The organism is Neobacillus ginsengisoli, from assembly GCF_030813055.1.
In genome coordinates this window covers 17,875-32,857 of record NZ_JAUSTW010000008.1, presented here as the reverse complement: position 1 = coordinate 32,857, position 14,983 = coordinate 17,875, and the positions used below count along the sequence as shown (strand labels likewise).

Genomic DNA, 14,983 nt, shown 5'->3' with positions numbered 1-14,983 from the left:
TACTGGAGGATTTTCTCCAGTAGTGCACATGAAAGGGAGTTCCTTATGGGTTATGGTCAACATCAAAGCTTTTATTTGAGAGATAGATGGTTAAATAAAGCGATAAGATTTTTGAGAGAAGATCCGAGATTTTTTTATGATAAAGAAGCCTTCGAAAAAATTGGGCTAGGTAAAAATATGGTACAATCACTCAGATATTGGGCAGTTGCTACCGGCGTTGTCGAAGAAGTTTTTAATGATGATAGAAAAAAGATTCATCTAATTACGGAATTTGGAGAATTGTTTTTTAGGTACGATAAATTTGTTAAATTTCAAGATACTGCTTCTATTCTTCATTTTCATATGTGCAGAGAAAAAGATCCTAGTACCGCGTGGTTTTGGGTTTTTAATAAGTTTAATGAAACAATATCTACAAAGGAAAATCTTACCTCCGAGTTTATTGAATGGGTAAAAGAAAATGAAAACAAACCCTTTTCTAATAATTCACTTAAGAAAGATATTGATTGTTTAATAAAGTTGTATACTTCTGGTCAAAGCAATATTGATCCAGAAGAGGTAATACAAAGTCCGCTTAGTAAACTAGTATTACTAGAAGAAAAGAAGGGGTTTGTATATAAGCGGAATTTATCGGCTTCGCAAATCGGTCTTACAGCTTTAATGTACGTACTTTTAGAATACAAGTCCAAACAAAATACTGACAGTGTATCTGTGGAGGAATTAGTAAACCTTCCTGGCTTATGGGGCAAAGTATTTAATATGACTAGAGCTGCTATTGTAAATGCATTAACTGAATTATCCAGAAAAGAAAAGTACTCTTTAAGCTTTATAAGAACTAATAATTTAGATCTGATTCGAATTCCAAATGTTAGTTCACTGGAATTTCTTAAGGAAGAATATTCCCGAAAGGTTGAAATACTGCATGTCTACTAAAGTTAATAGTTTTAAGACAAGTGTAAATATTAAATTTGATTTAGGTAAAAAAGAATTTGTAGATCGTTACCTACCTACACCATCTCATGCACAATCTCTTTTAGGATTACTTAAAGGGTTTAATGACACAAAAAATAAAAGATCTCATATTATCGTTGGTCCGTACGGAACGGGTAAGTCTTTAATCGCAACTATTGTTGGAAATATTACTTCTAAAAAGATAGATTCATGGACACTTGGATCATTAACTAAAAAATTTGATAAAGTTCACGATGATATTTATAAAGAATTGCAAGTAGTAGATAAGCTAGAAAAAAAATATTTGACAGTTGTACTTAATGGCTTTGAAGGTCGTTTTCGTGAGGCTTTGTTAAATTCTATAATTAAAACAATAAATGAAAATCATATTAATATAGTTCTACCAGGTCAATATGGTAAGATTCTCGAAACTGTAAACCTATGGGAAAATAAGTTTCCTAAAACTTATAAAGAATTTAAGAAACTTCTTCGTGAAAATAATAAGGAATTAAACATTTGGAGACTTGCTATCATGAATCAGGAAAAGGTTGAGGTAGATTGGTTTATTTCTATTTACCCACAACTTACAGCAGGCTCTAAATTCGTGCTCGAATTTAATGAAAGCTTTACGGATCAGATAATCCATGTATTAAAAGAATTAGATAAGCAAAATATTGGCCTATTTATTACATATGATGAATTTGGTCGATTATTGCAAACTTTAGATACTCGAGAAATTCATGAAACAATGCAAGATTTACAAGACTTAGCTGAATTAATTGATCATTCGTGTGAGAATTTTCATCTCCTTTTAATAACACATCGCAATCTAAGTCAATATTTCAGTTTAATAAGTGAAGAAATTAGAAACGAATTTCAAAGAATTGAAAAGAGGTTTAAAGTTTATTACGTTGAAAGCGATAAATCAACCTTTATTAGGTTAGCCGAGATAATTATTCAAGGGCTAGGACATAAAAATACAATTAATTGTGAAACAAACAAAAGTTTAATCCAGTACCTTAGAAAATTCCCTTTATTCCCTGAACTAAATCAAAAAGAACTAGAGAAGATTATCGTTGAAGGAATATATCCTGTCCATCCTGTTGCTCTCTTTCTACTACCTTTTTTATCTAATAGTTTTGGTCAAAATGAAAGAACCTTATTTACATTTTTAGAGAGTAATGAAACTGGTGGTTTATTAAATCACTTGAGCAAAACAAATAGCTTTTATTTAGCGTCTGATTTATTTAGTTATTTTTTCCCTAATATATACGATCTAGATACAAGTAGGGAGGAAATAGATTCACTAAGAATTTATAAAAATTTAATCACAAAAACGCCAAATTTAGAAAGTAATACACCTGCCTTGAACCTTTTAAAATTGATTACTCTATGGCAATTAGCTGGCCTACAATCAAAAATTAAACTAGATACAGAATTTTTGTGCTTTGCATTAAATATCAACGTTGAAACAATTTCAACTCTATTAAAAGAACTTTCAATATTAAAGATAATTAGGTATAACTGGGTTTTAGGTTATTGGGAGCTACTCGAAGGAAGTTCTTTTCAAATAGAGGAACTTTTAAATGAGCGAGCTGCAAAATCTCCACCAACAAGAAAAACACGTTTATCAGTTTTAGAAAATTGTTTGCCAAAACATTTCTTTTTCGCTAATGAATATAATGATCAGAAAAGTATAACTCGTTATGCACGTGTAAAATTCATATTAAGCTCTCAACTAACAAAAGAAGAAATTGATTGGAAGAGCTTGAGAGAAAAAACAAAAGCAGATGCAGTAGTTTACTATATTTTAATTGAAAAAACTAGTGAAATAAATTTACTAACAGAAGAAATAAAGAAGGTAAGCGATCCACTGTCTATTTTCTGCATATCTCGGTTACCGTTCACAGCTATTGAAGAACAATTAACAGAGTATTCGATGATAGAAGCACTTTTAATTGATGCTGAATTGTTAAATTCAGATAAGAATTTGAAACAGGAACTGTTGTTAAAAAGAGAAGATTTAGATTTTATTATTAATGACTTTCTTTCAAAATATGTATCTTATGGCAAAGACATGATATGGATCTATACTGGGAAAGTAATTTCACTTTCTAGTGAAATCCATCTTGAGAATATGTTGAGCAAAATTATGTTTGAGAATTTCTCGCTTACTCCAGAAGTTAGGAATGATTCCTTCAATAGAAGAATCGTAAATAATGTTCAGCGAAAAGCTGGACAGGGTGTTCTCGATCATATAATTAATAACCCTTATCAAAATGGGTTTGGAATAGAAGGACAGGGTCCAGATTATTTGATTTATGCAACTATTTTTAAGAATAACCAGCTAAATATTTCTAATCTTAACGATATAGAAAACAAAGAATTATCACATCTTCGCAGTGTCTTAATTAATTATATTGAGCAAAAAAATACCGGAACTCTCCATGAATTTTTTAAAATAATGACTGAATCACCATTTGGAATTAGGGAACCATTAATACCTATATATCTTGTTGCTTTACTTAGGGATAAATGGGATCAAATCATGTTTTACAGAAATGATCTTTTTGTTTCTGGAATTAATGGGGAAAAATTATACAAGATGTTTGATGATTCTTCTGAATACTCATTTGTTTATTATAATTTTGACATTCAATACAAAGAATTTTTCAAAGTTCTTGAAGAGTTTTTCGGAGAATACGAGAACGATCTTGTTAAAAACAAACCAATGGTCTTAAGATTAAATAATTCGATTTTAACATGGTTAAGAAAACTTCCAAGAATCACACAAATTACAAACAGTGTACCAAATGAATTAGTTTGGTTGAAAGAGACAATACGAAGAAGTGAGATAAATCCCCAGGAATCACTCACACAGCTATTTAATAGGTTCGGAAACAAAATAGACATGCTATTACACCATAAGTTTGAATTGGAAAGCCATTATAAATTATACAAAGCAGAGCTAGAAGATGAGATTCTTAGGCTAACGAATACTTCAAACTTTAAGGAACTTTTTAGTTGGGCTAGTGAACAAACTCCAGAGAACAAAAAGAAAAATAACTTAGTTAAAAGTATTTTAAAATGTAATGAAACGAATAGTTGGCTAGAGAATTTTATTCTTAGCTTTATAGGGATTGACCTTGTAAATTGGTCTGATGCAACCTACTCATTGTTCTTAAACCAGTTGAAGTCAGAATATAAATCTACCTTTGATAAAAACGAAAATGCTGGAGATTTTATCCGAATTTCATTAAATGGAACAATTAAGACTATTAATAAGGTCCAACTTTCAACAAAATCTGAGACAATATATAGAAATGTTCAGAGAATGATTAAAAATGCAGGTAGAAATGTTACTAAAGAAGAAACAGAATACCTAATTTTTAAACTAATTGATGAGTTTATTGAATAAGGCGGAGATTATATGGAAAGAAAAACAGTACATGTTGCAATGTTTAGTGGCGGGGCTGCCAGTGCATATGTCGCTTATAATATGGTTCAAGCATATGGACGAGAAAATTGTATTTTGTTCTTCACAAACACTTTATGGGAAGATGTGGACAATTATCGTTTTATGGACGAGATAGCTGATTATATTGGACTAGAAATTACTGAACGAATAGATGGCAGAACTCCCGAAGAAGTTTTCTACGATTATAGATTCTTAGGTAATTCACGTTTAGCAAAATGCTCTGAGGAATTAAAAGTTTATCAAACTATAGTTTTTCTTGAAGAGTTACGAGATGTACACAACTTAGAACCTATCCTTTATTTTGGAATAGGCCCCCACGAGTCACATCGTGCAGATAACCTTAAAGAATTTTATGAGCATCGTCCAGTCGAACCAATTCAAACCCGTTTTCCTATGATAGAAACATTTAGAGCAGATATTGATGTTAAATCAATTATAGAAGACGAGTGGGGAATTAAATTGCCTAGAATGTATTCCATAGCAGAGAAATTAAGACCGGAGCTGGGAATAAAAGGCTTTTCTCACGCGAACTGTGGAGGCCGATGTGTAAGAGGTGGTTTCCAGCATTACGCATTACTATATGCAATTTGGCCTGATCGATATGCGGAACAAGAAGAAATGGAAGAAAACTTCAGAAAACATTTTGAAAAAGATGTATCTATATTAAAGAAGGATGGCGGACCGTATACTCTTCGAGAATATCGAGAGGTACTAGAAAAAGAAGGGGTAGAAAACTTCTTACAAAAACCTGATGATACTGTACCTTGTGTTTGTGCATTTTCATAAAATTTTCTGTACAGATGTATAGGAATTTATATATTGTAATAAAATTTAATTCAAAAACCACATTAAGGAGTAACTTCCTATATGTGGTTTTTTATTTTTTTTAATTTTAAGTAAAAGTTTTATTTCTAAGTATTATAAAATTATTTAATATTTAGATTGAAGATGAATGTGCCCTATGAAATAAAGGATTTAATCAAATCATCACTTTAAAGCTTGTAGTTTAGCATAAATATAACCAATACATTTTTAGATACAAAAATTCCCATTGTATGAATGGAATAGTAAAAATATTATATAGAAAATATTCTCAATAGAGAAAGTGGATATTTTTGTAAACATTTGGATAAGCTTGTCCTATGATACAGAATCAAATTAGTTTTAATTTTACTAATCCGATTAAAATTGGTTAGTAAGAAAAATTTAATTAAAAAGATATTTGATCAAGTTACCAAATTTCTGATCTCTAATATTGTAATTATCAGACTACAAATGTAATTGAGTTGAAAAAAACTTGACATTACCTGTATTAAAGGTGGTATTATATGACAAATCCACTCATTTTAAATGGTCAAATACTAATAAACCAACGTGTAAAAGTATATCGTAATCTTCGAAAAAAATTATTCTCAGTTTTAGATAATAAGACACGACGCTTAATTTCATATCAAGATGTGTTATTTTTATCTGACGTAGAGTTTAAAGTTCAAAAAGCTGGTCAAAAAAGAGTTAGACGCGACAAACAAAAGAATGTTCATGCTTATGTAATAGGTAACTATATGGGAAATATGGCTGAAAACATTGAAATTAATAATTTAGTTTATTATAACCCTTATGTAACAGATACATTTGTTATTGCAAATAACAATAAACCAATATTTAAGGCGGAAAAATGTTACTTGATTAACGGAATGTGTTTTGTTGAAAAATGTTGAATTAGGACAAAAAAAGCAATTAAAAAAATCACTTTTTTCTCAATGACTTTTGATGTTGTACAAAATAAAGTTTATTTTTTAGAGCATGAAAAAAATCTTTAACTTGCTGGTTAATAAATCAGATTAATTAACACATTTAAAATAAAATTTAAAGTATTAATTATCATATTCAAACAAAAAAAGAAGAAACGTTCCCTCTCCATTAGTAGAACGGTAATGGTTTTCTTCCTCTTAAACTTGCATTTATTGTAAATTATGTAACTTTATAATCTCCTCAATACTCCTTTTTTAACAAGATTAATAAGGATTCCCTTATTTTTATATCGATTATAGCCAATTAATTTATTTAAGTCCTTCACAGTTATATTAACAGGATCCGTAGCCAGTTCAAATTCCTTTGTCTTCTCAATCAAAGAGAGGGCAAATTCAATTTGTTTTGCAGATAATGAATAATCCTCTTGTTCACCTAATTGATCAGTGCTTATTTTGTCAGCAAATGATTCTCAATAGTAGCAGCATGCTCTTTTAACCTAGTATCTACTAATGCCTCTACCTCAGCTTGGCTAATCGGTTTGACAACTGATTGTGTTGTTTTTTGGTTAGCTTGAATAAATTTATCGAGGAATCCTTTCAACATTATTTCTACTTCAATTTCTATTTGTTCTCAACATTTTCTATGTAAGTAAAAAGATAACTTCCATTCTATTATTAAAATAATAGGACAAAAATACAATACTTTTGGCAGAATTTTGTTTATTTTAGTGGAAAATTGTCTTTTTACTAGGATTATTTTGTGGAATTTTAGGATAATTGCACTATCTGTTGTATAATGGAGAAAAATGCAAATTTTGGAGCGGTTATTATGGCAGTTACGATTCCTGAAACAATAAGATCATCTGCTACAGCTGGAGAACGGTTATTATTTCGCACTTTAAAGGCTTTTCTCCCAGATGATTATATTGTCTATTTCGAGCCTGAAATACAGGGGAAGAGACCTGATTTTGTGATTATTGGTCCTGACCTTGGAATTGTTGTTTTAGAAGTAAAGGATTATACGAAAAATACCTTGTTTCAAATTAATCATGAGGAGTGGCATATCGTCACCACATCAGGTGATCAAGCTGTGATTAAAAGTCCAATGAAACAGGCGAGGGACTATATGTTCCATTTAGTCGATGTTTTGAAAAAAGATAAAAGTCTTATCCAATTGGATGGCAAGTATAAATTCAATTTAAAATTTCCATATGGACACGGTGTCGTTTATACAAGAATGTTTTCAAAAGACTTTATCAAAGAGGGACCGCAGCAAAAACACTTTTGATCCGTTCCGCCAAATCTGTATTGGATTCAAGTAATTGATGGGGGCAGACCCCCATTACTATGTTTCCTCACGTGGATTCTTCTTAAATTCTTGCAAACTTAAATATAATTAGCGCTTTCGATAAGATGCTTTAAATTTTGAAGCTGAAAAGCTCCATATATTCTATTTTTGGATGTAAGCTCATTGATAAAAAACTGTTGTAACTGCTCTTTATTCGTCAACCGTTTTACTATGCTGTTATCCGACCAATCATGAACCTCTTTTTCATCGTAATTAAAGAATACCAAGGTGTTTATCCATGTTGTAATTTCTTGACTTTGTAAATAATTTGATAGGATGACGGCTGTCTCTTGAACCTGGCTAATTGGATTTTCATACGTCTTTACAGTTAATGCTCCCGACTCATCTTTATCAAATACAAGCGTTTCCTCTTTTTCTCTGTCTACTATCTCTGCCAAAAAAGATAACTTGTGGCTGCCCATCCTTGTTAATCCCAACACTATGTGACCTTCCCAGTGTTTAGTTTCTATTACATATATACCGGTTGATAATAATATAAGGTGATCGATTTGCCGACTATTACCGTTTTCTTCAGGTATAAAAATGTTCGGCATAATAATCATTTCATCTGGTGGGATGATTTTTTTTCGAATTAAATCTGATTTGAAATTTTCTAGTATCTGATGGGTTATGATTTCCCCTTGGTTTCTATAATTTTTCCGTATATCTTCATTTTCGATCATCAGTTTTTCTATTTCACGTTGGTAGGATTCGCTCAAAAGCATAACGTCCTCATCGAACCTAGTTGCTGCTGTTTCCATAGAAGCTTTTTGTAATTCTTTCAGAGCTTCTAACTCTTGGTAATGGTCGTTTCTCATTTCTTTTTGTTTCGTCTTTTCCTTTTTTACTACATAAGCTAACCAAGCGACAGACGCAGCAAGTAAAATGGAAATAATTAACCAGATCATTTATTTTCTCCTTGTCTACCAGATCATATTTAATAGCTTTTTATTAATATTTTATCTATTTCACGGACTTTATCATAGGAATTTACTAGTTTATCAGGTACCAAGGTTCTACCATAATCCCAAGCATTCGTTTCTATTCTAGTTAGTAGCTCTGCTTTTTTTTCATCTTCGAAATACTTTAAAATCCTTAAATCATGTTTGTTTTCCTTAAAAGCTAAATAATAACCGAGCTGACGGTATAGAATAAGTTTAACACAGTCTTCATCTGTCTCTTTAATTTTAAAGTTAATATTAGCTATGTATCCATTAACTTGTAAATAGTTAAACTTAATCGTATTAGTCGATACATTAAAGCTCATAGGTGCAAGTAGATTATTGTTTATTTCATAATCAATATTAAATTTGTGCTCTTGCAATGTATTTTCAATTATTTTCTCAATATCCCTTATATAAAGCATCTTTTCGACACTACCTTTCAAAATCTTCTACTCTTTATTTTTAAGAAATGAAAGTGGAAAGTAAATCCTACTATTTTCCTTTAGACTTTATTCCTATCGTATTTGATTTGATTAACTTTAAAAGAATTCCGCCAATCAACATACTAGCGGGATATCATATTATAAGTTCTGTACGATGCGTATTTTCCGAGTAATGCTCGGCAACCCTCTGAAATAAGATCATAGGTTTCCTGAAAATCACCAGTGTTGTAAGGATCAGGGACATCTTTATTCTGTTCAGATAAATCAAGCAGACGAATGATTTTTGGATGATTAGGTTTGCCGGTTATCTCTGAAATATTCTTTGTGTTGCTTTCATTGATGCCGATGATGTAGTGCTATTTGTAGAATCTTAGGAAGACGATACTCTCAATTTCTTTTGTTATAAAAGGAAAAATATATATTCCAACCTAACAATTCATCCATAGTATACTTCGTAATGCTATAATAAATTTCTAGTGTTTTAGTGCTATTCAGACTGATTCTATATAAAAATAAATCTGTTTTGGTAATGTATCAAAAAAAGCCATTCGTTTCTCTATAAGAGGCGAATGGCTTTTAAATGATAATTGTGTGTTTTTTGATAATAGAGCAATCTCTTCCGTGTCTGTATCTTTGTTCACATCGTAAGCTTGATCAGTACAACGGCATATGTTTATACCTTAACATCTTTTAAAAATAATTTTAACAAATATGTCAATATTGTATCTTATCATATGATTTATCTTTAATTTCGTTGTGCATATCATGATTACTATTAAATCATATATATAAATATTTGGTTACCTGTATCGCTGTTTTATATTGAATAATTCCTTCTTCTGTGAGTTTTTTTAATTGAGGGTAAATTTACTTCCTTTCCCTCCAAAAGTGGCCAATTATTCTTCTCTAAAAGGTCTATATTTGACATAAATGTCTCTCTCTCATTCAAATGTTCCTTTTATCAGCGTAACCCCCTTTTCTACCATCACTTGTCCTCTCGCTATTACGGTGGAAATGGCCAATGTTTCTTTTTGCAACAATACGATATCAGCATCCTTCCCGATTTGGATGCTGCCCTTGTTTGAAAGCTTCAGCACGTGTGAGGGATTCGAGGTGATGACCTCCAATGCCGTTTCCAGCGGGATGCCTTCCTCTAAAACAGAATCGCGCACTTCGTTAAATAGCGACGATACTTTTCCAACTTGAAGGCCTGCAAACTCCCCATTGCTGTCAAAGAAGGGGAGGCTGGCCTGACCGTCTGAAGAGAAGGTAATGTGTCCAACTGGAACCCCTTCGTCAAGCATCGTACGTAATGCCTTACTGCACTTCACTTCGCCTTCCTCCAAAAACTGAGGGATGGTACTTGTAGTAAAGTCCACGTATCCGCCTCGTTTCGCGTAATCTATACCCGCCCTAAATAATTCTTCATTTCGGTTGATATGCGTTGGATGAAGATGTCGAATTGGAATGTTGGTTTTATCTGCAATTTCATGCAGCAATGAAAGCTTTCCATCTCCGTCCCCAACATGAACTTCTAATAGGCCGGCTTTTCCTGAAAGGATCCCTCCATTGCGTGCCGCAGCGGCGACTTTAGCCAATTCCTCAAATGTGGGTTCTGATGATCTATGGTCGGAGATTGCAATTTCTCCAACACCGATAATTTTGTCGATTAAAATAATATCGTCTTCAATTTTTCCTGTCAGTGTTTTTACTGGCACTTGATAGGAGCCTGTATGAATGAAGCAGGAAACACCCTCTTCCTCAAGCGCCCGTGCCTTGGCAAGCAGACTTTCCATTTTACGTGTTGTCCCGTCTGTACCAAGTAAACCGACCAGTGTTGTAATACCCGCAGTTGTAATATCAGTGAGCATCAGCTCGGGAGTGCGGGTTTTGAATCCGCCCTCACCGCCTCCGCCAATAATATGAACATGTGAATCTATAAATCCTGGAACAACCAAAAGATTTTCTGCATCAATGATTTGAATAGGGGCAAAGTTTTCAGGAACCGCGATTCTGTCATCAATGAATACAATTTTATCATCGGCAATCAATATGTCTTTCCTTCCTAAGTAATAGGGTGCGTATACTTCGCCATTTTTGATTAACGTTAACAATTCATTTCTCCTCCTGTCAATACTGCCTGTCCTAAATTAGAATGGACCATACCCAATGAAGTGTGCTGTGATAACAGCTATTAATCCGATGAGGTATTGAATGAGCACCAGCGGCAGAATCCACTTCACCCACTTTGTCCAAGGAATGCCTGCAATTGCCAAGCTCGCCATTAAGGTGGTGGCAGTAGGGAAAATCATATTTCCGATTCCGTCCGCAAAAGAAAAAGACAACACTGCCGTTTGGCGCGTTATATGCAATAAGTCTGCGAGCGGCGCCATAATGGGCATGGTCAGCATCGCATGTCCGCTGCCGGACGCTAGAACAAAATGAATCAGAGTTTGGAAGTTGTACATGCCGACAACGCTTAAATAGGCAGGAATATGTTTCATCGATTCAGATACAAGATGCAACATAGGGTCGATGATATGTCCCGCATTCAATACAACAAGAATGGCACGTGAAACGCCGATTACCAAAGCGCCGCCAATCAAAGATGCAGAGCCTTTTGTAAAGGAGTTGACAATGTGATCTGCAGACAGTTTTCCGATGATTCCAATTACGACTGTCAATATAACGAATAAGGCTGCGATTTCTGTAATGTACCATTTGAACTTGATGACACCAAATGCTAAGACGATATAGTTAATTAAAAAAGCACCTAATATGAACTTATGTCTCACTGTTAACCTCGCACTTGATTGCAGCAGATGGTTCGCTTCTTCTTTTGTATATTTTCCATAGATTCCTATAGAAGGGTTTTTCTTAACTTTTATTGCGTGGCGATAGATATAAAGAACAGAAACAGGATAGACGATAACAAATAAAACAAGGCGGAATCCCATGCCTGAGAACATCGGCAATTCTGCGATTCCTTGTGCAATTCCTACTGTGAATGGATTCATAATGGCTGTTGTAAACCCTGATAATGCCCCTACAATGACGATCGCGGTTCCTGTAATCGTATCAAATCCAAGAGCCAACGCCAGTGGAATGACAAGAGGAACATAAGCCAGTGTTTCTTCCGCCATGCCCATTAAGGAGCCGCCTACAGCGAAAACAAGCATCACAACAGGAATCAATAGCTTTTCACGCTTCGACAGCTTCCGGGCCTTGGTAGCGATAAGTGCGTCAATCGTACCTGTTGCTCGTAAGACACCGAAAAATCCTCCGATAATCAATATGAAAAAGATAATATTGCCGGCTTCTACCATTCCTGTATGAACAGCTTTTATCATATCGAACAATCCGACAGGAGCCGATTTTATCCATTTAAATGAATCGGGGTTGATAGTGGTCCGTCCATTCGCTTGAATTTGTGTATATTCCCCGGCAGGTAAAATATAGGTTAGTAGAGTTGCTATTGCGAGAATGCAGAATAGCAATACAAAAATATTGACTTTTCTCTCTCTTTTTCCCGCTGTTCCGAGCGAAACAGCCTTTTCTTGTGGTAGACTCATACACGTATCTCCTTTGTATTTAAAATAAATGCACTAGACTAAAACGCTTACAAAATATACCCGCCTAAAAACTCTCTCTTTTTTTTCAGTATTCTGTTATTTCCCTCCTTATACAATCTACGGGCACTTCACTGATTTATATATGCAAAAATTGTGCCAATCTAGGTAGATTGATTTTTAAGGGAATTTTATACGTAGTTTAAATATTTTGGTCTTTATTGTCCTTTTTTGGTGATATAATAGAACCAATAAAAAGACAGGAAGGTATTTTTATGTCAAAATCCTCACTTACACTTATAGCGGGAAGCGAAAAAACAAAGCATGCCTTGCAGGAACAGCTGGAACAATTGCTTGGCGATTTTGTCCATATTAAAAGTCATGCTGCAGATGAGGGAATTCCACAGACTCTAGAAGATACAATTATCTTGTATTCATCAGATACTGCTTATACGAGAACAAAGGGTATGTATAGCCTAAATGCCAAGAAAATAATTGTAGGAAAGAGAACCGTTCATCATGAATACATTGACAAACTTTTAAGAATACCTGAAGGGTCAGCCGTTCTGCTGGTGAATGATGATGATGATGCAACGAACAGGCTTATTGAATCCTTCTATCAGCTTGGTATCGATCATGTTCAATTTATCCCTTTTCGGAAGGGTAACTTGTTTTATGAGGATGTTCAAATTGCTGTTTCACCAGGAGAAACACATCTTTGTCCCTCTTACATAAAAGAAGTAATTGACATAGGTGTGCGGCTTTTTGATATGACAACAATCCTGGAAGTTGTAGAATGCTGCGGTTTGAACAAGGATATATCCTCGAAGATTTCAGAAAGGTATATTAGCAATATCATTGAATTACAACGTAAACTGCTAGATGCGGAGCGGGATGCAAAGCAGATGAGTGAGCACATCCAAAATGTGGTGGGAACTGTCGATGATGGAATATTGGTCGTCAACCAGGAAGGACGAATTACGGTATTTAATCCTCGGCTTGCCGCATTGTTTCATGTTGTTGTTCAAGATGTAGTTAATAAAGATATAGAACATGTGATAAATTGCCGGGATATTACCGATTTCATCCTGAACGGCAAGGATGAAAGCAAGTACTTTGAGATAGACGGCGTGGGTGTTGTCATTTTTCGATTGCAAATGACGAAGGAAAATACAATTGTCGCAACTTTCAAGAGTGTGCATCAAGCCTTTGAAATTGAAAAGACAGCGCAAAGAGAAATGCGTAATAAAGGATTTCATACAAAATATGGATTTAATGATATTATCGGTGAGCACGCTGTAATGAAAGAGCGCAAGCGGATTGCCAAGAAGCTTGCTTTATCGGAACATCCGATTTTGATTCAGGGCGAGACAGGAACAGGAAAAGAGCTGTTTGCGCATGCTATTCATCAGCATTCATTACGGAAAAACCGGCCATTTCTGGCTGTAAACTGTAGCGCACTAACAGAAAGCCTGCTTGAAAGTGAATTGTTCGGTTACGAAGAAGGGACATTTACCGGCGCACAAAAAGGAGGTAAGAAAGGTCTGTTTGAATTGGCGGATAACGGGACGATCTTTTTGGATGAAATTGGCGACATAAGTCTCACAGTTCAATCACATCTGCTGCGCGTTCTGCAAGAAGGCGAAATTCGCAGAATCGGCGGTGGAAGAATTATCCCTATTAATGTACGAGTGATTACCGCAACGAATAAAGACCTTCAAGGAAAGATACGTGACGGCTCATTCAGATCAGACTTGTTTTACCGGCTGAACGTACTTAATCTCTGCATTCCGCCACTCATTGAGAGAAGAGCGGATATTCCACTTTTGATCAAGCATATCATTACAAAGAGCGGGAAGTGGGTAAAGGTAGAGCAAAACGTGTTGGAGTATTTCATGCAATATGAATGGCCCGGAAATATACGGGAATTAAAAAGCACTATTGATTACATGCTGACGGTTTGTGAGGGAAATGTGGTGACAAAAAGAGACCTTCCGTCCATGCTTGGACAAGCCGGAGGCAGCGTGGCGTCCGAATATACCGAATGTGAAAGTATGCTCGAAATCCGGGAGCGCGCTTTCATCTTGGAGATAATCATGCAATGTAACGAAAAAGGAAAAGCTGCAAGCAGAGAACTGATTTCAAGTCAAAGCAAAGAATCGGACGTTGTTTTGTCCCCTCAGCAGATCCGCCGCCGCTTGGATATTTTAGAAAGTGAAGGATTTGTCGTCAAAGGTAGAGGAAGGGCAGGCACGAAGATAACCGCTGCAGGAATGGAGTATTTGTACTTTCTTAAGTCAAAGCGTGCAGTGTATTCCTAAAGAAATTTTTATTGTTGATATTATTGTTTATCCCACCTATCTTAAGATGGGGATTGTGAGCAATATAATGAATCTATTTAGGATAAATGTAATCCTAGTAGGATCAAATGAGTTCAATCATCTTACGCTGAAGGAAAACAAGAGGTTCTGGTGCAAACCTAAAATCTTGTCAAACTACCTC

The 14,983-nt window shown here is 34.5% G+C and carries 11 protein-coding genes and 1 pseudogene; 6 read left to right on the top strand and 6 right to left on the bottom strand.

The window, feature by feature from the left end; all coding sequences use genetic code 11:
• Positions 1–45: 45 nt before the first annotated feature.
• The 4 genes from J2S10_RS21065 (at position 46) to J2S10_RS21050 (ending at position 6,144) form a co-directional block, all read left to right on the top strand.
• The gene (locus J2S10_RS21065; RefSeq protein WP_307411961.1) at positions 46–930 is read left to right on the top strand and encodes a DUF4007 family protein; all 885 of its coding nucleotides are present in this window, start codon (positions 46–48) and stop codon (positions 928–930) included.
• On the top strand, positions 920–4,366 hold the full coding sequence (locus J2S10_RS21060) for a hypothetical protein (protein WP_307411959.1): 3,447 nt from the start codon (positions 920–922) through the stop codon (positions 4,364–4,366). The genes J2S10_RS21065 and J2S10_RS21060 overlap by 11 nt, the downstream gene beginning before the upstream one ends.
• 12 nt (positions 4,367–4,378) lie before the next feature.
• A complete protein-coding gene (locus J2S10_RS21055) occupies positions 4,379–5,212 on the top strand; it encodes a hypothetical protein (RefSeq protein ID WP_307411956.1) in 834 nt (277 codons plus the stop codon).
• 542 nt (positions 5,213–5,754) lie between these two features.
• On the top strand, positions 5,755–6,144 hold the full coding sequence (locus J2S10_RS21050; RefSeq protein ID WP_307411953.1) for a hypothetical protein: 390 nt from the start codon (positions 5,755–5,757) through the stop codon (positions 6,142–6,144).
• Between the two features lie 481 nt (positions 6,145–6,625).
• Here the strand turns inward: J2S10_RS21050 and J2S10_RS21045 are convergent, their stop codons facing one another.
• A complete protein-coding gene (locus tag J2S10_RS21045) occupies positions 6,626–6,781 on the bottom strand; it encodes a hypothetical protein (protein ID WP_307411951.1) in 156 nt (51 codons plus the stop codon).
• Between the two features lie 225 nt (positions 6,782–7,006).
• Between J2S10_RS21045 and J2S10_RS21040 the strand changes: the two are divergent.
• A pseudogene (locus tag J2S10_RS21040) lies at positions 7,007–7,441 on the top strand (nuclease-related domain-containing protein); the annotation flags it as partial.
• Positions 7,442–7,563: 122 nt separating this feature from the next.
• Here the strand turns inward: J2S10_RS21040 and J2S10_RS21035 are convergent.
• From J2S10_RS21035 to J2S10_RS21015, 5 genes are all read right to left on the bottom strand, one after another.
• Positions 7,564–8,433, bottom strand: a complete 870-nt coding sequence (locus J2S10_RS21035; RefSeq protein WP_307411948.1) for a nuclease-related domain-containing protein — start codon at positions 8,431–8,433, stop codon at positions 7,564–7,566.
• Between the two features lie 29 nt (positions 8,434–8,462).
• Positions 8,463–8,912: a hypothetical protein gene (locus J2S10_RS21030; RefSeq protein WP_307411945.1), complete on the bottom strand. Its 450-nt coding sequence runs from the start codon at positions 8,910–8,912 to the stop codon at positions 8,463–8,465.
• Positions 8,913–9,034: 122 nt separating this feature from the next.
• Positions 9,035–9,253 (bottom strand): arsenate reductase/protein-tyrosine-phosphatase family protein, encoded by a 219-nt coding sequence (locus J2S10_RS21025; RefSeq protein ID WP_307412445.1) that lies wholly within the window; start codon positions 9,251–9,253, stop codon positions 9,035–9,037.
• A gap of 600 nt (positions 9,254–9,853) precedes the next feature.
• Entirely contained in the window at positions 9,854–11,026 is a 1,173-nt protein-coding gene (iadA, locus tag J2S10_RS21020; protein ID WP_307411941.1) for a beta-aspartyl-peptidase, read from the bottom strand.
• Positions 11,027–11,062: 36 nt separating this feature from the next.
• The gene (locus J2S10_RS21015; RefSeq protein WP_307411937.1) at positions 11,063–12,484 is read right to left on the bottom strand and encodes a YfcC family protein; all 1,422 of its coding nucleotides are present in this window, start codon (positions 12,482–12,484) and stop codon (positions 11,063–11,065) included.
• Between the two features lie 272 nt (positions 12,485–12,756).
• On the opposite strand from J2S10_RS21015, the gene J2S10_RS21010 reads away from it, so the two are divergent.
• Positions 12,757–14,802, top strand: coding sequence for a sigma-54 interaction domain-containing protein (locus tag J2S10_RS21010; RefSeq protein WP_307411934.1), 2,046 nt, complete (start codon positions 12,757–12,759; stop codon positions 14,800–14,802).
• The last annotated feature ends 181 nt before the right edge of the window (positions 14,803–14,983 follow it).

What these genes read in the sequence shown, in the direction of transcription:
- J2S10_RS21065 (WP_307411961.1), top strand. Translation starts at nt 46, where the DNA reads ATGGGTTATGGTCAACATCAAAGCTTTTATTTGAGAGATAGATGGTTA.
- J2S10_RS21060 (WP_307411959.1), top strand. Translation starts at nt 920, where the DNA reads ATGTCTACTAAAGTTAATAGTTTTAAGACAAGTGTAAATATTAAATTT.
- J2S10_RS21055 (WP_307411956.1), top strand. Translation starts at nt 4,379, where the DNA reads ATGGAAAGAAAAACAGTACATGTTGCAATGTTTAGTGGCGGGGCTGCC.
- J2S10_RS21050 (WP_307411953.1), top strand. Translation starts at nt 5,755, where the DNA reads ATGACAAATCCACTCATTTTAAATGGTCAAATACTAATAAACCAACGT.
- J2S10_RS21045 (WP_307411951.1), bottom strand. Translation starts at nt 6,781, where the DNA reads ATGTTGAAAGGATTCCTCGATAAATTTATTCAAGCTAACCAAAAAACA.
- J2S10_RS21035 (WP_307411948.1), bottom strand. Translation starts at nt 8,433, where the DNA reads ATGATCTGGTTAATTATTTCCATTTTACTTGCTGCGTCTGTCGCTTGG.
- J2S10_RS21015 (WP_307411937.1), bottom strand. Translation starts at nt 12,484, where the DNA reads ATGAGTCTACCACAAGAAAAGGCTGTTTCGCTCGGAACAGCGGGAAAA.
- J2S10_RS21010 (WP_307411934.1), top strand. Translation starts at nt 12,757, where the DNA reads ATGTCAAAATCCTCACTTACACTTATAGCGGGAAGCGAAAAAACAAAG.